The 20309-nt window shown below is 47.7% G+C and carries 7 protein-coding genes; 1 reads left to right on the top strand and 6 read right to left on the bottom strand.

Going from position 1 to position 20309, the window contains the following annotated elements:
* From QT998_RS15345 to QT998_RS15330, 4 genes are all read right to left on the bottom strand, one after another.
* The coding region (locus QT998_RS15345; protein ID WP_333116464.1) for a DUF4347 domain-containing protein at positions 1–2082 on the bottom strand (2082 nt) is incomplete at its 3' end.
* Positions 2083–2927: 845 nt separating this feature from the next.
* Positions 2928–6431, bottom strand: coding sequence for a DUF4347 domain-containing protein (locus tag QT998_RS15340; RefSeq protein WP_333116460.1), 3504 nt, complete (start codon positions 6429–6431; stop codon positions 2928–2930).
* 628 nt (positions 6432–7059) lie between these two features.
* Positions 7060–7548 (bottom strand): hypothetical protein, encoded by a 489-nt coding sequence (locus QT998_RS15335; RefSeq protein WP_333116458.1) that lies wholly within the window; start codon positions 7546–7548, stop codon positions 7060–7062.
* 353 nt (positions 7549–7901) lie between these two features.
* A complete protein-coding gene (locus QT998_RS15330) occupies positions 7902–9395 on the bottom strand; it encodes a hypothetical protein (RefSeq protein ID WP_333116455.1) in 1494 nt (497 codons plus the stop codon).
* A 191-nt stretch (positions 9396–9586) separates the two neighbouring features.
* Between QT998_RS15330 and QT998_RS15325 the strand changes: the two genes are divergently transcribed.
* Entirely contained in the window at positions 9587–11248 is a 1662-nt protein-coding gene (locus tag QT998_RS15325; protein ID WP_333116452.1) for an ArnT family glycosyltransferase, read from the top strand.
* Between the two features lie 405 nt (positions 11249–11653).
* Here QT998_RS15325 and QT998_RS15320 read toward each other — a convergent pair whose 3' ends face one another.
* Positions 11654–16093, bottom strand: coding sequence for a response regulator (locus tag QT998_RS15320; RefSeq protein ID WP_333116449.1), 4440 nt, complete (start codon positions 16091–16093; stop codon positions 11654–11656).
* Positions 16094–17116: 1023 nt separating this feature from the next.
* Complete coding sequence (locus tag QT998_RS15315) at positions 17117–20218, bottom strand: MFS transporter (RefSeq protein ID WP_333116447.1); 3102 nt, start codon at positions 20216–20218, stop codon at positions 17117–17119.
* Positions 20219–20309: the final 91 nt, after the last annotated feature.

The raw sequence follows: 20309 nt of genomic DNA, 5'->3' as shown, positions 1-20309 counted from the left end.
TGTAGTTGTGAATTCAAAAGCGCCGATATCCACGATCGCACTTCCATTATTATCACCATCTTGAGGGCGAGTCACGCCCCGCTGATCCGCCGCCGGCGCGCCCGCACCAGTACCGGTATCAATGGCGGGACTTCCTGCTAGCAGCGGCAGCACGAAAGCGCCGTTAATATTTTGTAAAGGGCCGAGTAATGGATCGGCGATCGTCACAGTTGCCGTCACATTATTGTCGTTAGGATCGCCCGTCGTCAGTTTAGCAGGAAATTGCAGATTATTTCCCCCGTCAATTAGTGCCCTTCCAGTTTGGTATTTAACTTTATAAGGATTACCAGCCGTATTGCTATCAAAAATCGAATTTTTGACAGTAATTGGCTGATTTCCAAAAGTCGCAATACCGCCAGAATACTCCCCAGCAGTGTTATTGGCTAAAGTCGAATTGACAATGTTAGTGGAAAAAGAATCTCTATTGCCGACAACTATTCCCCCGCCCTGTTTAGCAGCGGTGTTACCTGAAAATGTACTGTTGACAATGCTGACATTTCCATTTTCTCCAAGCCATAAACCGCCGCCGTTATCGTCGGCTGTGTTGTTAGCAAAGGTACAGTTTGTCACAGTTAAATCGGCATTTCCGTGGCGAACTCCACCTCCTGAACCACCACTCCCTGATGAGTTTTTTACGGCTTTGTTGTTAATAAAAGTGCTGTTTTCCAAAACCACTGTATCTGGAGGATAGCCAAACAGAAATGCTGCACCTCCTTCTCCAGAGGCGATATTGCCGTCAAAAGTGCTGCCTCGGATGATAACATTGCCACCAACAGGCCCCGGAGTTGCATTGGGGCCTGAAGCATTAGCGCCATCGACGTAAACTGCCCCGCCAACCCCTTTCTCTGTGCGGTTGCCTGTGAATTTAGAGTTTTCGATCGTCAGGCTGCCCAACAGGTTATTAACAGCCCCGCCTAAGCTGCCTTTGTTGTTGGTAAATTCGCTATCTCTGATAGTCAGAGAACCGCCGCTTTTAGTGGCGATCGCCCCGCCGCCGCGTTCGGTATTATCCGCCAAAGAACCGTCATTGTCGCTAAACTTACTGTTAATGACAGTTGTGGTGCTGCGGAAACCTGTATGAACGCCGCCACCGAAACCGGCAACATTATTATTAACTTGGCAATTTTCTAAGGTTAAAGTGCTGTTACCTCCCGTTTTAATGCCACCGCCAGCGCTAGTTGTTTCGTTATTCGGATCGGTTCCAGAGACTTTACCGTTGGCAACAATTAGGTTTTTTAGAGTAACATTGGTTGAACCTTCGGTGAGGATTACTCGCGAAGTGTTGTTGCCACTAATGGTTAAGTTGGCTGCACTAATTGCGTCAACTGTCAAGTTTTTATTGATGACAAGTTGACCTGAAGTTAGAACAATTGTTTGATTCGCAAGACTGGAAGCAAATTGAATAATATCGCCGGCTGCTGCGGAGGCGATCGCACTTCTCAAGGAACCGGGCCCGCTATCATTATTGTTGGTAACGGTAACAGTCGCTAAAGTCCCTCGGTAATCCGCCACAGTCTCTGGAGTCAAGGCACTGGATGCCTCAATATCACCCTTGGTAAACTCCAAATTCCAGTTACCAGTGCGGCCGGTGCGATCGCTAGATGCCGCAATATCAGCCCCGGTTAACTCCCCCAGGCGATCGACAAAATTAGCCCCGTCACCCGCAGCCACATCGCAACCGTAAAGCATAATATCAGCTTTGTCGCTCAGCGCATTTCGCCACCCTTGCAACTGGCTGGCATATTGCGGCAAACTATCCGCATTCAACGTCGCAGAACCTAACTGCAAACTGCCAGAATTGCCGTGAGAAAAAATGTGAACTTCGTCTAAAGTTCCCCCCGCAGCAGCGATGGTTTGCAGTTTAGCAGTAATCTGCTCGACTCCATTGCCATTTTTATCTAAAATGATGACTTCTGCATTCGGAACCGCGCCACCCGCAAGAGTTTGATAGTCATCTAAGTCCGACTCAATGAAGACAATAGATTTAGGACGAGAATTGCGGAGAACAGATTGTGAATCAATACTGGCCAAATTTGAACTCATTTCGCATACCCCTATGAGAATGTTGGTAATTTGCTGGTAGATTCACCTGAAAAAACAGAAAACTTTTGAAATCATCTCAAGAAAGCATTTGTAGCGCTGTCCGCCAAGAGCGAGTATGCTATTTACTAGCAAACAAGGACAGCACGGCGTTAAAAAAATACTTACTGAATTCCGACATAGACGACCCCAATCTTTTTTATGCTGAAGGCAGCAGGCAGACTTAAGACCTCAGTAATAAATCGGGGCGATAAAAATTTATGGAAAAAAGAGTTTGCTCACACAACTATTCATGAATTGTATCTATTATCAGGTTTTTTATTAAAATATTTTGAATTTTATAGTAATTAAATGCAGGCGAGGTAATGTCAAGATTTCTAGACGTAAAATTTGTATATGTAGGATGTGTAATGGCACTTTACCGATCTAAATAGCACCTAATTTTAGGTCGGATCGATTACCATAATAAAAAGGTTTCGTTCCTAGCGCGGACTAAATTCCGCCATATAGAGCCTACTAAAGTCCGCACTACGAACCTTGCATAATATGAAACTATTTTCTAGTAACTAACCGTCATAGGATACCCAGCGGGAGAAAATCTTGGAATTGTCGTCAATACCTTCATCCTGCTGGGCACCTACCGATGTTTTACTGGTAGTAAGGCAATACGGTTCACTTAACATATTTATGCCCCGGAGATCCCCCTCGCATCCCCCTTAAGAAGGGGGACTTTGAGAGCATTCTTGTCCCACCCCCTACTCCCCTTTTTAAGGGGTGTGCCAGGGAGATCGTCTTAAGTAAACCGTATTGGGTAGTAATGTGCGCGTCGCGCACCCTACCAGAGACAGTTAGATTGTTACCTGAATAAAATCGCTAGCGCCGAGAGAAGCGGGAACACCGTTCAGCGTCGCTAACAATTGATTGCTGCCCGTAACGCTAATCAAAGTTTGATTATTGCTAGAGGTAATACTGAGTTGATTGAAGCTCAAACCGGGAGCTAACCCAATTACATCCTCGCCCTGACGGAAATCAGTAATGATGTCGCTTCCCACACTTTTATTGAGGAAAAACACGTCATTTCCCGAACCGCCGGTCAAAGTATCGTCCCCAATATCGCCGCTGAGGAAATCGCTACCAGCACCGCCGATGAGCAAATCGTTACCCTTGCCACCGTAAAGCGTATCGTTGCCGGTGTTGCCGGAGATTACATCATTTTCATTGTTGCCGAATAGCAAATCGTTACCATCACCGCCATCCAGACTATCGTTGTCTTTGCCGCCGTAAAGTGTGTCATTTCCAGCTCCGCCAAAAATCAAATCTGCACCTTCATTTCCGAAGGCAATATCGTTGCCATTTCCAGCATTAATTGTGTCATTTCCTAAGTTGCCTAACAGATAGTCGTCACCATCTTCACCAAGCAAGATATCGTCATCTTTACCACCAAAAATGGTGTCGCTGCCAAAACCGCCGGCAACAGTATCTTGGCCTAAATCTCCTCTCAAAAAGTCGTCGCCGTCTCCGCCAACCACAGTGTCATTATCTTTGCCGGCGTAGACGCTATCGTTGCCAGCGCCGCCTTGGATGAAGTCATTGCCGATATTGCCGAAGATGGAATCGTTATCTGCACCGCCGTCAATGTTGTCATTGCCACCCATGCCATAAAGAGTATCGTTGCCAACAAGTCCGTTAATTGACTCGTTGATGCCACCGCCCATGATGAAATCGTCTGTGTTACCGCCGTTGAGAGTTTGTTGGGCGGGGTTGGGGGCGATCGCACCAGAGTCGAATTCCGGGGCGTTGAGGCTATCTAGCGGGGAAGCATCTGTCACCGGAGTTGGTGTGGGCGCGGGAGTTGGTGTGGGCACGGGCGTCGGCGCGGGTGTCGGCGTGGGCGCTGGTGTCGGCGTGGGCGCGGGAGTTGGTGTGGGAGTTGGAGTCGGCGCGGGTGTCGGCGTGGGCGCGGGAGTTGGTGTCGGCACGGGCGTGGGCGCGGGTGTCGGCGTGGGCGCGGGCGTTGGTGTCGGTGTCGGTGTCCCTGTCGGCGTCGGTGTCGGCGCGGGTGTCGGTGTCGGCGCGGGTGTTGGTGTGGGAGTTGGTGTCGGCGCGGGTGTCGGTGTCGGCGCGGGTGTTGGTGTGGGAGTTGGTGTCGGCGCGGGTGTCGGAGTTGGTGTCGGCGCGGGTGTCGGAGTTGGCGCGGGCGTTGGTGTGGGAGTTGGTGTCGGAGTTGGGACGACAGTACCTCCGAATTCAAAAGAACCGCTGTCTACGATCGCCCCTGGAATGGTATCACCATCTTGAGGGCGAGTCTGGCCGCGCTGATCCGTAGCTGGTGCGCCGCTTGGTACTCCTTTGTCAATGGCCGGACTTCCTGTCAGCAGGGGCCTTACGAAAGCGCCGTTGATATTTTGCAGTGGGCCAAGTAAGGGATCGGCGATCGTCACACTTGCCGTCGCATTGACATCACTGCCGTCATTAGGGTTTTTGGGCGGCCACTGAAAATTCCCTCCTCCATCGGCGTATTCGTCGGTGACGTGTTGGTTAATTCCCCAAGGGTTTCCTCCGTTAGCCGCTGTATTGTTGGCAAGAATCGTGTTTTTGAGGGTGACATCATTGGCAGCGGCGAAGATACCTCCACCCACCCAACCAGCACTATTATCGGCGATCGTAGTGTTGACAATAGTTGTGGGTGCACCAAGAGTCATTGCACCGCCGAGTTTGTTGAAATCACCAGCAGCAAACGCGGTGGAGTTGCCAGAAAACGTACTGTTGGTAATCGTAGCAGGGGCATTCCGCGTCCACAGGCCACCACCTTGATTGTTGGCTTTGTTGCCAGCAAAGGTGGTGTTGGTAACAGTCAATCCCTGGTTGGTGCTGTCGCTCAAATTCGTTACCGCACCACCGTTTCCAGGCCCTCCACCGTTGGGTAGCGCCATAATTTCGTTATTTTGGAAGGTGCTGTTTTCCAAAATAACCTTGTCTTGGCTGCCGGTGAACAGATAAGCTGCACCTCCTTCACCTCGACCTTTATTGTCTTGAAATACGCTATTGGTAATCTTGATTGTGCCGGAAGCTTCGCTCGGATTGCTGGCTCTGTCTGTGTAAACTGCGCCACCAAAACCTCTTAAAAAGGGATTATCTTGGCCTGATGCGAAAACGGCTGCGGTGGTGTCGTTACCGATGAATCGCGAGTTGTCAATCGTTAACTTGCCCTGAAGGCTGTTAATTGCCCCGCCGTTAATTCCTTTGTTGTTTGTAAAGTCGCTGTTGGTGACAGTAAAAGCTTTGGAACTCAAAAAGCCGATCGCACCTGCACCGCGTTCGTCATTGGCTGCAGTGGCCGTGTTGCCGTTAAACTTACTGTTCGTTACTGTCAGAGTATTGTTGAAATTGCCGAAAATTGCGCCGCCACCTTGATCGGCAACATTATTATTGAACTGAACATTGTCTACTGTGACGCTTACTTCGTCCGTTGTACCGATCGCGCCGCCTCGATCGGCAGTTTTGCCGTTGACAATAGAGAGATTTTTGACTGCAAAACTTGTAGCAGTCACCACATTTGCATTGACAAAAAAGGCACGGGATGCGTTGTTGCCGCTGATGGTTAAACCCGCTGCTGCTGCGCCGTCAATCGTAATATTTTTGCCAACCGGAATATCGAGTTGACCGCTGGTGAGGGTGATGGTTTGACCGGCCAAACCAGGAGCGAAGGTAATGGTATCGCCGGCTGCAGCGGATGCGATCGCAGCTCTCAAGGAACCAGCACCGCTATCGCTATTATTGCTGACCACGATAGTAGCTAAATCACCTTGGTAATTAGCCATCACATCTGACCGCAAGGCTAAGTCCGATTCAATTTGACCCTTAGCAAATTCTAAGTTCCAGTCGCCTCCGCGGCCGGTAATGTTGGTGGATGCGGCAACGTCAGCTCCCGTTAATTGGCTGAGTTTGTCAACGAAATTAGCGCCTGTACCGGATGCTACATCGCAGCCGTACAGCATAATGTCTGCTTGTGGGGCTAGTGAAGTCTGCCATTGTTCTAACTGGCTTTTGTATTGCTCGATGTTATCCGAACCCAGAGCGGTATTGCCAAGTTGCAAGTTGCCAGAACTACCGTGAGAAATGATGTGAACCGAGTCGATCGCCCCATTGGTAGAGGCGTATTTTTTAATTTCAGAGGAGATTTGTTCGATACCGTTTTTGGTGCGATCGAGTATCACTACCTGCTGTCCAGGCAGCACTCCTGCTGCAATTGAATCGTAATCTTCCACGCCGGAATCAATGAAGACTAAGGAACGCGGGGGCAGTTTTTCAAGAGAGGATTTTGAGTTAACTTGGGCGAACGTAGAAGTCATATTTGATACTCCATTATGGGCGTTATTGGTAGATACATCCCTGGAGTAATCTTATCAGCCTTGTTTGAATACATATTAACATTGAATATTTAAAAGCACAACAATTTTTGAATAATTATTTAATTTTTTTTTTTCCGGGCTCCACTGGGTTCTACTTGTAGTCAACCGGATTTTTGCTCGCAATTGCTAGCAAGAGATCACACAAATATCGGAAATACAAAAAAAATCCTGCTTTTTTTAGCAGGATTCTTTTAGCCTTATTTGGCTGGGGATACCGATAATTACAGGCATTGGGGGATGGGTTTCAGGGTAATTTGCTCCAGACTGAGATGGCAATCTCCCGTCTATAGCTGTACTATAATTCTCCTAAAAAGTCTGTTAAAAGCAAGCATTCTCCCAAATTCACAATTATTGGAATGTCTATTTTCTCTAATTATATCAAATCCTCTCTTCATCGGAATAGTAAATTCACTGTTGACTGTTAACTGTTGACTGTTGACTGTTAACATCATGTATGAGTGTAACTAAAATTGATATTATTCAAGATTAGTTATATGATTCATTTTGAATAATTCAGACAATTAAAAAATAATCTCAAACACAGATGCCGATTTTGTTGTGGCATTTACTAACATTCAAAACAGTCTAATATTAAGTATGGGTTAATTGCGGGCGATTCCCGAAGAGAATCGCCCGCCGTGCAGTTACCGAATGTATATAACGAATCTAATCCGCTGTTGTCGATCGGCAACTGTACCAAAATACTTGCTGGGCACCTGCAGATTCGGTGAAAAAACCCGGTTTCTTCGGGGGCGAGTATTTTCTGGAGTGTTGGCAATTGGCTTTTGCACGGTTCTAGGTAATCGGAAGTGCTCCTAGAAATTGTCCAAAATTTGTCAATCTCTCCAAAGATAGAGGCATATTTTTGCAGTGCCGAGGTAACTTGCTCGATGCCATTACAGCGACTAAACTCGACGAAAATTAATGCCAGCGCCATCAAAATCTCAGAAATAAAATATCCCCCAGAATTAATGCTGGAATCGTTAAATAGACAGCTTTTGGATGGGACATTTGGGTATTCCGAGGCTGGATTGGTTTCTGTCAAAAAAGTGAACATTTTCCTTCCTCCAAAAGGGTGTTGAACGGTAGATACACCCTGGGAGTCAAATCACAGGAAACTGGCAGCGACCTTGTTTGTGTTGCTCGTCTCCATGTCACCCTTTTATTAGTTTCGCCCATCTGTTTGGCTCTGCCATCCGCGATCGCACGGAATTTATATTTTTTGTATTTTCCCGAATTGCCGAGTGGCCCGTAATTACCGATGGTTTCTGTATCCTGTAGGTAACACCACTTTCAAGTCAGAATACCACTCGGTAGCCCGTCCTGCAAAGCCTTTGGCGATCGCTCCTATCCCAAATCTCAAATCTCAAATATCAAATTTTATGAGAGTCTGTGGCGCGCGTAAATGTATCAGTCGTCAGTAGATGGCGGTTTTTTCCCTGAATTGCGAATATTAACAATCTTGTTGAGCGCATCGAACCAAAAACTAGCTCCCATTGAAATAGCTACGCCGCTCAAGATCCAACCAAGCAATTTTGCCATAAAAGCCGGCAACAATAAATTACCCTGCGCGTCTATTTCTAACCTGTTCGGTTCGCTCCATCCCAAAGGTAGAGCTACATTATCCAAAGCTCGATCGACATCCTGCTGAACTTGGCTAAGACCGGTTAAATTATCTAATTTAGTCTTAGCGTTTTTTTCAACCAACTGCTGAGCATACAAATTAACAGTCGATCGCAGCATCGAATCCTTCGACAACCGATTAACAATATGAATGCTATCAGCATTAGCAGCAATCGCGATCGTAGTTCCGAGCAAAATCGCCACCCCTCTAGCATTTCGCTTGTAAACGCCAGAAGCGCGCTGCATCGATTGGTCAAACCAAGTTTCAATTTCTTGCTGAAACCGCTGCAACTGCTCTTGACTATCTCCGCCGCCTTTTTCAGCACGCTGCGCTAAAATAGAAAGGCTGCGTTTCAAAGATTCTGGCATAATGCCCAAAATTTCTTGAATTTCTTGGTACATCAAACCGTTTTCTTGCTCCTCCATAATTTCTGCTACCCTATCCTGAGTTTTTTTAAAGTTCCTCACACTATTTAACAGATTGCTCAAACTCGGTTCCAGTTGCGCTCGCAGCGCCTCCCGCTCGTATTCGCTATCAAAACTAGCCTTAATAAATGCCATCTGTCTTTGAAAATCTCTCCCTCCTAGCTCAGTTTCTGGCAGATAAACCTGAGAATCATTAATATAAAATTCTAGTTTTTCCGACATCCGATCCAAACTGTTGTTCAAACTCGCCAAATCTTTTTTATAATCTTCAACAACCCGATTAAACTCCGCCGTCAACCAGCTAAATTGTTGTTCTACAATCGATTTTGCAGACTCCGGCAGATTCAAATGATTGCTAATTGCTTGAATTTGCGCCAACTGTAAATCTTTAAATCTTTCCAATCGAGCTTTAGATATCGCTCGGATTGAATTAGAAACTTTTAAAGTATCCAAAAGGCTAGCAGAAAAACTCTCTGGTGGAATATAAGAAGGCCCTGTTGATTGATTGCCGAAAACATTCTTGGTGCGAGTTAGCAGGCGGTACAAATCACCCATAAGGTGCGTAATAAGTCGAAATCCTTGGGAGAAAATCCCTTTGGCTCCCTGATTCAAATCCTTGATAATCGGATTGGCATAGATTGCATTGGCAAATTGTTCGACTTGCTGAAATTGCAAGGGTTCTTTCGCGGCGTCGCTGCCGTTAGAAATTAGCACTTCGATCGACTTCTTTAAATGTTCCGCCCGCCATTGTAAAACAGTAGCAATCAGTTCCTGAATTTCTGAAGCTAGTAAGCTTAAAGTCAGGTAAATAAACACTAGGCCAATTATGATATCTATAATTACAGGTAAGTTCACGGTATTTTCCTTGTCGCCAATAACTGCTGTCTAAGTTTACCTTCTGTTTGGGACGCGAAAAATTCTTTTAAGCCCAGTTTCCCAAAAGCATCCAACCGCCCCAGCCCACGATCCCAACCCTGAATTTATAAGTGATTCCCAATTCTTCAATTCTTTAATCTAAAATCGAAAATCTTAAACGGTCATTCCTTATGTCAAAAATCTTTCCATTCTCGGTAGGTAAACCGAAAACTCGCTTCAATGACAGATTGACAGACAAACTGTGGATGCTGGCTTTGCTGTTGGCTGCGGTGCTAATTTTCGGGCTCAATCTCGGCGGCCCGGCGTTGCGGGATTGGGATGAAGGGATTGCTGGACAGGTAAGTCGCGAAATTTGGCGCGGCAATTTAAATTGGCTGTATCCGACGATCGACTCTATGCCTTATTTCAACAAACCGCCGCTGGTACACTGGCTGATCGGGCTGTGTTTTGCCAACTTCGGCGTCAGCGAATTGACGGCGAGGTTGGTACCGGCGATGCTGACGGCGGCTTCTGTGCCCATGCTTTACGCCATTGGGCGGGAGTTGTATCCGCAGCGCTCGATCGCCATTTTTTCGGCTCTCGTTTATCTGACGCTGCTTCCGGTAGTGCGGCACGGACGTTTGGCGATGTTAGACGGAGCAGTTTTGTGTTTTTTGCTGGCATCGATGTGGTGTTTGTTGCGATCGCGCCGCGACTTGCGCTACGCCTTGGGGGCGGGGATCGGGTTCGGACTCATTTGTTTGACTAAGGGCGTGATGTTGGGGCTGCTGCTGGGCGCGATCGGCTTAGTTTTCCTGGTTTGGGATACCCCGCGACTCCTCACTTCTGGGTATCTTTGGGGCGGATTGGCGATCGGAACTTTCCCCGTAGCTGGTTGGTATTTTGCCCAATGGCTGCACTACGGCCAAGATTTCATCAACGCCAACTTGCTAAACCAATCTTTCCGGCGCATTTGGGAACCAGTAAGCAATCACAACGGCCCGCCCTGGTATTATCTTTTAGAAATTTTAGAATCAGCTTGGCCGTGGCAGTTATTTTATCTGCAAGGGCTGTATTTCAGTTGGGAAAATCGCAATTTTCCCGGGCCGAAATTAGTATTAGTTTGGACAGGAGTATATCTGCTGGCTATTTCTGTGATGAATACGAAATTGCCTTGGTATGTTTTGCCAATTTATCCAGCTTTTGCCTTAGCCGTTGGCAGTTATTTCGCGGAAGTTTGGGAGCAAATGTCGCTGCCGCCAGAGCCTATCAAAGATGAAGCAGAAGAACGTTTTGATGCTATATCTTTTTTGCCTCATCCTGCAATTTTGGCAATACTGGCGGTGGTGGCTGTAGTCGGTTGCGCGTACTTTAGCGGCTTAATACCGATTGGGGGACAAATTGTATCCCACCAGCAAGATTTGCAGTTAATGATGATGTTTGTAGCTTTGACAATGACACTGGCGGCCGTGTTGCTGCACAACAAAGACAGACAATTTTTATTAGTTTTAATTTGGGGAACTTACGTCTCGCTGTTGGTATTTGTCGCTTCCGACAACTGGGTTTGGGAACTGGCGGAGGATTATCCGGTTAAGCCGATCGCCCAAATTGTCCGCGAAGGAACGCCCATCGGCCAAGAAGTCTTTACTTCTCACCGCCTCCCGCGTCCGTCGCTGAATTTTTACAGCCAGAGGCAAGTTATTGTCGCCGACGCGCCTACACTGAAACAGAAATGGCAATCTCTCCCGCAACCTTATTTTCTGTTAGAAAAACCTGTCCTCAAACATCTAGATTTGCAGAATGCTGAGGTTGTAAAAACAGCCGAGGATTGGGTTTTGGTAACACGAAAATAAGTTTGCCAGTCACAAACCCGGTTTTTTACCAGAAAATTTGATTGCAGCACACAAAAGCCATCACAAACCCGGTTTATTGGGTTTTGATGCGTCCGGGATTGAATATTTAACATGATTGTGTCCGGGGCAGTGGTGAGGATTAGGGAACCACTTACATTTAATTATGCCACCGGATAGCTTTTCTAACTTAGCAGGAGTGTGCCCTGCCCCGAATAGATCGAGGTTGAGATTGAGGGCTACTTTCGCAGCGTAAGCAAGGTAAAAAGTACAAGGTATTGATACAGAGAATATTACTATTTTAGCAATTAGATTGTAATCCATAATATGTATAGCTTTTCTCAGAAAGATGAGGTACTATGCCCAGCGGCACCTCATCTTTCTGAGAACCGCTGTATGTCCTGCTACTTAACCATCAACATATTGCATTTCCATTTTCAACGCCGCCTCAACTCTTTGATACTCGGCCTCAACTTGTTTTAAAAGCTCGCAAGCTGGAGCAGGTAAAGCTTGGTTGGCTTGTATTCCGATGCGGCCCATGATTTCGAGTTGCTCGCACAGCTTAAACAAGCCAAAAGCACCGAGAGTACCGCTAATCGATTTCAAAGAGTGAGCATCTCGCCGCAAAGCCAGCGGATCGGCGCTCCTGACGGCCGTAGAGATGCCTCGCAGCAGTTCGGGAGCTGTTTCGAGGTAAATCTCGATCGCCTCCTCTAAAGCTTCCACATCTCGCAATCCTTCTATAATCTTGGCACTCAGACAATCGGGACTTTCTAACAAAGCCCGATCGAGATTTGATTCACCAAACCCGACAACTGCGATCGAATTGGAAATGGTCTGTTGTGCATTTTCCGCAACAATCGCATTCGATCGCACTTCTAATTCACTCGTTTCTCCGATCTGTTCAATCTGCGAGTTTACACAAACAATCGGCACCGGGCGATCGCACTCTGGGCGCGATCGAGATTTACACGCCTTCAAAGCTCGAACCAACTCCTCAATGGCGATCGGCTTGCTCAAATAATCGTCCATCCCCGCAGCCATGCACTCTTCGCGATCGCCCTGCATCGCATTTGCTGTCATCGCCACAATCCAAGGGTTCGTCGATTTTAGATTTGGGATTTGGGATTTGGGATTGTTAGATTGTTCCTCAGTTTCAGAAACTTCGGATTCTTCAGTGGAATTTTCTAAGGTAAAACCCTCTGAAAATTGCTCGCGGATGAGGCGGGTAGCTTCCAAACCGTCCATTTCCGGCATTTGCACATCCATCAACACCAAGTCGTAAGGCTGGCGGTGCAAAGCTGCGAGCACTTCGATCCCGTTTCCCGCCACATCCGCGCGATAGCCCATCCGCTGCAAAATTTGCAAAGCCACCTTCTGATTCACCAAATGATCGTCCGCCAACAGAATCCGCAGCGGTAAGTTATCTGCCAGCACTGGTATGCTTTGGAGGAAAGCCCCGCTAGTACGCGGCCCTCTCATTTCAGTGACTTGCGGTTCCCCAAAAATATTAATTAAAACATTGTAAAACTGAGATTGTTTAATCGGTTTGTTCAAAAAAGCAGCAAAATTCACATCAACTGCAGAGCAGTTAATTTCTGATAGGCCGATCGAAGTTAGCATCACTAAGGGCAACTTTTCGTAATCAGGATACTGGCGAATTTCCGCGGCTAAAGCCAACCCGTCCATTTCCGGCATTTGCATATCCAAAACTGCAAAATCAAACGCCTCTTTAGCAGCGAGCCAATCTAAAGCCAAACGAGCCGAAGCTGAAGCTCTAGGCACCATTCCCCAAGACTGAGCCTGCTGAGTCAAAATTTGGCGGTTGGTAGCATTGTCATCGACAATCAAGACTCGCTTCCCAGCCAATTCCGGTTGACAATTGGTCGAGTTAACCGACAAAGAACTTTTGCAGCCACGAACGATCGTGCTGAAATAAAAAGTAGAGCCGGCGGATGGGGGATTTTGGTCGATCGGCTTGGTGCTGAGTGCGGATTTGACAGAGCAATATTTTTCGGCAATTTCACAGGAGTCTCCCCATTCCACATCAAAAGCTGTTGCTTTAAAATCTACCGGAGGCTTGCCGGCAATACAACCCATACTTTCTACCCACATCCTGCCGCCCATCATTTCGGCCAAACGCTTGCTAATTGCCAAACCCAATCCGGTACCGCCGTAGTTTCGGCTTGTTGAAGAATCTACCTGGCTGAAGGATTTAAATAGCCGATCCATGCGATCGCCCCGAATGCCGATACCGGTATCTTTGACCGCAAATTGTATTTCGTATGCTTGGTTAATTGCTAGCGGTTCGCCATTAATTTCTGGCGGTTCTGTAGGGTTTGGCGGCACTGAAATCTTTTTTGCCGTCACCGAAACCACTACTTCTCCAGTTGCGGTAAATTTCACAGCATTGCTGAGCAAATTGATTAAAATTTGCCTCAAGCGAGTGCTGTCGCCGATCGCCATTGTCGGTACCGAGCGATCGATCAAGTAACCCAATTCCAGTTTTTTTTGTGCCGCCTTGGTAGCTACCAAGTCAAGAGATTCCTCAATGCAAGTGCGGATGTCAAACGGATGTTCTTCCAAGTCCAATTTGCCCGACTCAATTTTCGAGAAATCTAAAATATCGTTGATCAGCGTCAGCAAGGCATCGCCGCTGCTGCGGATAGTTTCTACAAAATCGCGCTGTTCGCGAGTTAAGCAGGTATCCAACAGCAAACCGGTCATGCCGATGACTCCGTTCATCGGAGTGCGAATTTCGTGGCTCATCGTGGCTAAAAATTCGCTTTTAGCTTTGGTAGCCGCCAGTGCTTCGTCGCGAGCTTTTGCCAAATCTACGCCTGTTTGCTGGCGTTCTAGTTCGCTTCCCACCCACTGACCCATCAGTTTCACCAACTCTCTGTCTACAACTCGGAACGGTTCTGTCAGAGGAGTTGGAGAAAGGAAGCACAAAGTGCCGTAAACTTCACCTGTCACGGTGACGGGAATGCCCATGTACGCTTCGATCTTGAATGCTGGATCCTCGGTGTTGAAGCACAAAGCCGCAAACCTCGCCGACTCAAAGTACATGGGTTCTTTTGCCATTACTGTAGTCCCGCAAAAGGTTTTTTCGAGGTCGTAGATTTGTGCTTTCTCGATCGACCCGTCGGGACATTCCACAGCCACGATTTGATATTTGTCGCCTTGAATGCGCGACAAAATTCCCACGGACATACCCAACTGTCGGCATCCCATCTCCAGCAGTTCTTGGAGGCGCAAATCAAAGGTAAAGAGGCGGCCCTCCGGGTCAGTACGGGGAGCCGAGGTCACTTGGTACAAAGCTTTAATTGCAGATTCGCTTTCTCGCAGTTCTTGTTCTGTTTGCTTGCGGACGCTGATGTCGCGGGAAATACCGATAATTTCTTGCACCAAACCAGTTTCCGGATCGCGGATCGTGCGGCTGGTGGTTTCAAACCAAATGTATTTGCCGTCTTTGCGGCGGATGCGGTAGCTGACGGTGTAAGTAACTGGAAGCGCCAGGACTTTTGAGTGAGCTTTGCTGATGGCTTCTAAATCATCTGGGTGAAAATAATGGTTGGGGCTCGCGCCGACGAGTTCCGAAGGTTCGTATCCGAGCAAAGCGCGGCTGGCGGGGGACACGTAAAGAAACACGCCTTCGGGGTTGTGTCTGGTAATCATGTCGGTTGAGTTTTCGGCCATCAACCGATAGCGGTCTTCGCTTTCTAAGCGTTCGACTTGAGAGTTGCTCAATGCTTCTAGCATTGTGTTGATGGCGCCGGCCAGGCTTGCGAGTTCATCTTTTCCGCTCATATGAACGCGCAAGTCTGGGTCTCCGTTGGCTGCGATGTTGCTGACGCTGGTGCTTAAGTCTGCCAATCTCGCCAAGACTAAGTTTTCTAGCAACAGCAGGGCGATCGCGCTAAATACTAAACCTACTGCCAGTATTGATAGGGTAAACAGGCCCAAGGTAGCCTGACCTTGGCGGTAGATGATGCGGTCTGCCTCTACTCGCAGCAGCAGCGCTAGGTTGCCTCGTAGGTCGCGAATCAGGGCGTATCCTGCGACAACGTAGTCGCTGACTGGTTCGACTAAAATTTCTACTGATTTGAGGTTAGAAATTTTGATTTTGATATTGTCTAAATCCTGGATCGATCGGGCGATCGCCTTAGCCCCCGGTTTGGAGTAGTTCGCAGAACCCAATTTAAAATCTAAACTCGGCAACCTAAAATCGACTGACAGGTGAGTCAGTTCCGAAAGCAAACCAATTTCGCTGCTGTCGAGGTAGCGTCCCAGAACCAGCGTCCCGCGCGGCGGGCCTTGGGCGTTGCTGTTGACGATCGGCCTCGCAGAAATTAGCAGCCTAGCTTCTGGGAGGGTAATGACGCCTGCTTTTGCCCGATCGCGATCGCCCTGCGGTGTCGAGGGTTCTAGCAGAGCCTCAATCAATTGCTGTTTCAAGCTTTCGGGAATCGGCACTTCGGTTTGGGACTTCAGGTCGAAACCTTTGCTAAAAATCGTCTGACCGCTGGAGTCCAGCACTAGCAACAAGTTTAGTCTCAAGGAAGTAAATGTCGAATCAACGAAATTGGACTTGACAAAAGCCTCATTTTGTGTATCAACAAAAGAGTAAGTATCGTCCCACTCGGCGTAATCTTGGGCGCTGGTGTCTAAATTCGACAAGTCGTCATCTAGGGCATCCAAAGCCCGCGCGACATCCTGGCGGACGTACTGGGCCTCAAGGTTTTGAAAATCGTGCAGCAAAATAGTTGATGCAGTGGCATAGAGAACCAGAATCAGGCTGATTAGAGCTGCACCGATGATTAATAGTGTTTTTTTTCGGAGTTGCATGGCGTCGCCCCCCTCACTGTGCTACTAGGCAACTAGCCTGGGGAGTTTTGAGACGTAGGTTGTTTAGCATTGGCTCGACAGGGCCTGCATATTTTGACTGTTGTGGGCCCACTGGCAAAAGTCCTTGGTATTTCCAAGATATCCGATATGTCGCCCCCACATCAGTGTAGTATTTTCACATCTTTAATTACCTTCTTGACACTCCCGGGCGTGAACGCGCGGGGATTCTTGGTTTACTGACACACCTTTAAACTATCCATCCTTTCGGCAATATTTCAACCAAAAACCCGTCCTATTGAACGAAGTTGCGAGTCTAATTTGAATAGCCCCAGAGGGCTTGTCTCCCCAAGCGTTAAGGAATCACTTCCCAGGTTCCCGTATGCCCTTGGCGTACATTTAACTACTAAATTTTTGATTTTTCTGGTATGGGTGCGCGGTGGCTGCCCTAGCTATGTTTTTTGTGGTGTTCGCTACCCACTAGATATTATTGTTTTCTAGCCAGTCGTTTTGGATTATCGCCCGTTTGTACTAGCGGTTATGCTATAGCGGTTCTCACAAAAGTGAGGTGTGAGGTATGCCCTATGCCCTATGCCCTATCCCGGATAGTACCTCATCTTTCTGAGAAAGGCTATACCTGTATCTATCTCTACTATACTAAACTTATGGAAAATACTGTCAAGTATGAAAAAGTTTTTCAATATTATATCAAATCCTCTCTTCATCGGAATAGTAAATTCACTGTTGACTGTTAACCGTTAACATCATGTATGAGTGCAACCGGAATTGATATGAATCGAGCCGACACGCTCTTGAAAAGAGGAGCATATCATATTTGTAAAAACACTTCTTTTGACTCCTTCTTTTTTCCTCTTTCCTCCTGTCTCCTGTCTCCTGTCTCCAATTTCTAGCTTGGCTGCAAAAGTGAGATCCTCGCCTTGAAAACTCTGATAAAAATAGTGCCTGATGTCAGTAGGAACTCACATCAGGCACTATTAGCTTGCACGGCGCAAATTCAGTTTTTAGTTACCGGATAACAGCTAAAGCACCGGCACCGGCTGCTGCTACGGCCGAGGTAAGAGCGGTAAAAAACAGCCACCAAGAAGCAACTTCGGCTGCTTTCCGGGTTTCTTCAGCTTGTTTTTCAGCTTGAAGTTTGATGCTTTCAAGGCGAAGCTGGGCTTCTTGCTGCAAGCGTTCTGCTCTTTGCAACACTCTATTGCGGGTGACTTCAATTTGGTCGATCAAGCGGTTAGCATCGGCTTCGGAAATGTCCTCGCGGGAACTGATTAGTGCTACTAAAGTATCGCGGTTGAAATGACCTAGCCGATCGCGCAAAGCATCAAATCCAGCTTGGGGATCGTCAAATAATTGACGCACGTCCCGCGTAATCCCTTCATAATTTAGTTCAGGGCGATCGAGCGAATTGAGGTAATCCCGAACTTTTCCGAGAACCCCGTCAATTACCGACTGAATGCGATCCTGAATTTTCTGGATTTGTAGTGCAAACTCATCGCGCACCGACAAAATTCCATCCACAATGCGAGCAGCTTCTGCTTCAGAAATATCCTGCCGCTGAGACAGCAGAGAAACCATAGTCTCTCGATCGATGTGCGACAGACGCTCGCCCAAGCTGTAAGCGCCGACTTTTGGGTCGTGCAGCAGCAGTTGCAAGTCGCGCTTGATGGCTTCGGGATTTAATTCATCCTTGCCCGTATTTCGCAAATAATCCTCTAAAACGCTCTGAAAATCCTGGACTTGGGTTTGTACCCGCTTCGCCAAACGGCGAGGCGCTTTCACGATCGAGCCCAGAGTTTCCTGCACTTGGTCGATAATTTGATTGACTTGTTCTTCAGTCAAATCATCTCTCTGAGAAAGCAGTTTTACCAAAGTATCGCGATCGACCTGAGACAGGCGTCCCCGCAGCGCTAAAGCCCCTTCCTTGGGATTTTCCATCAGTTTCGTCAAATCGCGCTGAATCCCTTCAGGATTGAGTTCTGATTTGCCAGTATTGCGGAGGTAATCTGCCAGGGCGGTCGTAGTTTGGTCGTACTGATCCTTAGCTTTTTCTGCCAGTTGTTGCGGTGCTTGGAGCGCGCTGTGCCAAGTTTCCTCGGCGCTGTCTAGAAGCTCGTTTACTTGGTTTTCGTTGAGGTCTTTGCGCTGAGATAGCAATTTTACCAAAGTATCGCGATCGAACCGAGAAGCTCTAGCTCTGAGCGCCCAAATTCCCGCTTCTGGATTGTCCAGCAGTGTTTTGAAATCGCGCTTGATGCCTTCGGGATTGAGTTCTGATTTGCCCGTAGACTGCAAGTATTCTTGTACTTTTTGCCACTGATTGTCTAGTCGGACTTGCGCGGCTTCTTGCAGGCCTTTAGCATCTGCTAAAGCGACATCTCGCGTCTTTTCCAACTCGTTGACAATCTGTTCTACTTCCTGAAAGCCGAAGTTTTCGCGGCCTCTGAGAATTTGCACAAAACTGTCGCGGGTGTAAGGAGAAAGCCGATCGCGCAACTGTTCGTAACTCGCATCGGAATCATCTAAGATTTTTTTGAAATCGCTCCCGATACCTGCTGCTGTCAGTTCCTCTTTCGGGGTCAGCTTCAAATAAGTTTCCACCCGCCACTGCAAGTCCCGAACTTTTTCTTGCTCTTCAGCAAAGATAACGGTTTCTAAAACTCGCCGTCTTATTCCTTCTAAATCCTGGGAAATTTCTTTAATTTTGTCTTGGGTCAAAACGCCTCGACTCGCGAGAATTTCCGCAAACTGAGATTTATTGAGTTTTTCTAATTCGCGGCGCACAGTTCCCGGATCGGCCGTAGGATCGTAGATCACGTCACGAAATTCGCGCTCGATCGCTTGCGGGTTCATCTGCCACGAATAAGTGTTGAGCAAGTAGTTTTCTACATCGGCACGGATCGGGCTATAAGTTTCGGGTTCGCCTTTGACTTGAGCGGCAACTTTATCAGCTTGGGCGCTAACTTTATCTTTAGCTGTTTTGAGCTGACCGACTACTTTTTCTACATCGAAATCGGAAATGTCCGTGCGGCCCAAAACTATTCCCATTAAAGCATTGACTGCCATTGTCGTTGCTTGGGCTCTCATGGTGGGGCTTTGGCCGGAATTTTGACCGCCCAGACTGCTGAGGGCTTGTTCTACCCTACTTGTCAGTTGTTCTGAGAGCAAATCTCCCGATTTTGCAGATTTGAGATAATCTACCAATTGGCCGATGCCGTCTGATTTAGATTCTTGTTTTTCTACTTGTTTCCAAGCATCTTCGAGTTGGTCTACAATCCGGTTGACATCGCGCTTTGACAAGTCCGATCGCGAACTTACTAAATCTACTAGAGTTTGGCGATCGATCTTCGGCAAATTTTCGCCCGCAATGCTTTTGAGTTGTGGATCGTTGAGCAATTTTTCAAACTCGCCGCGCATCGCTTTGATGTCTAATTCCGGCGGCTTGAGGGCTTGGATGTAGTCTTCGACGTTTTCCCGCAAGCTTGTGGGGTCGATCGCGCTACCGAGTTCGTGTCCCACTGCGGCGGCGGCTGCTTTAGCTGTGGCCACTACTTGGTTGCTAGCTGCTTTCGCGCCCAAGGCTGCGGCTGCGGTGCCAAAAATCGCTTGAACGCCAGATGTTGCGGTGTTGACGACGGAACCGATCAGGGAACCGACGGTGGTGGAGCTCACCCAGACGAGAAGTGAGAAATAGGTAGCCCAGACAACTAAACCAACGATCGCCCCCAAAACCGGACTGCTAATCAAGCTTAGCTTTACCGCAAGCAAGCAAGCGAAGAATAGGGCGACGGTGACGGTGATTAGCGTCCAAGTGCCAACTTTGCTGCCGATGTGGCGCAGTGGCGGGCTGCTGCTATCCGAGTGGTGTCCGTCATCGTGGGATTGTCCGATATAGGAAAGGCCTGCAGCTACTGATAAATTTGTTAGCAACAGTTGGAAAGCGCAGGCTAGAACGACTCCAGCGATTAGGGCGATAAAAAATTGCGGCCCGGAATAGAGGAGTGCTGTTTCTTCTACTGTGTTTGTAGTTGCAGTCTGTTCTACTGGCACTTGGGCCAGCAAGAACCCGATGTTATACATTTCTGGATTTATTGGAAAATTTTGATACATAGTATATGCCTCGTTAAAGGGTGGGTACGCGCGATCGTTGGCGCGAGTTGACTAATTATATAGTTTTAGATTCGTGCCCCCAATGGCAAGC

The organism is Microcoleus sp. S1D4 (genome assembly GCF_036700765.1).
Taxonomy (GTDB): Bacteria; Cyanobacteriota; Cyanobacteriia; order Cyanobacteriales; family Microcoleaceae; genus Microcoleus.
This window is presented reverse-complemented; position numbering and strand designations above follow the sequence as displayed.

Coding starts and splice junctions, on each gene's coding strand:
- QT998_RS15320 (WP_333116449.1), bottom strand. CDS start 16,093: ATGCAACTCCGAAAAAAAACACTATTAATCATCGGTGCAGCTCTAATC.
- QT998_RS15340 (WP_333116460.1), bottom strand. CDS start 6,431: ATGACTTCTACGTTCGCCCAAGTTAACTCAAAATCCTCTCTTGAAAAA.
- QT998_RS15335 (WP_333116458.1), bottom strand. CDS start 7,548: ATGTTCACTTTTTTGACAGAAACCAATCCAGCCTCGGAATACCCAAAT.
- QT998_RS15325 (WP_333116452.1), top strand. CDS start 9,587: ATGTCAAAAATCTTTCCATTCTCGGTAGGTAAACCGAAAACTCGCTTC.
- QT998_RS15315 (WP_333116447.1), bottom strand. CDS start 20,218: ATGTATCAAAATTTTCCAATAAATCCAGAAATGTATAACATCGGGTTC.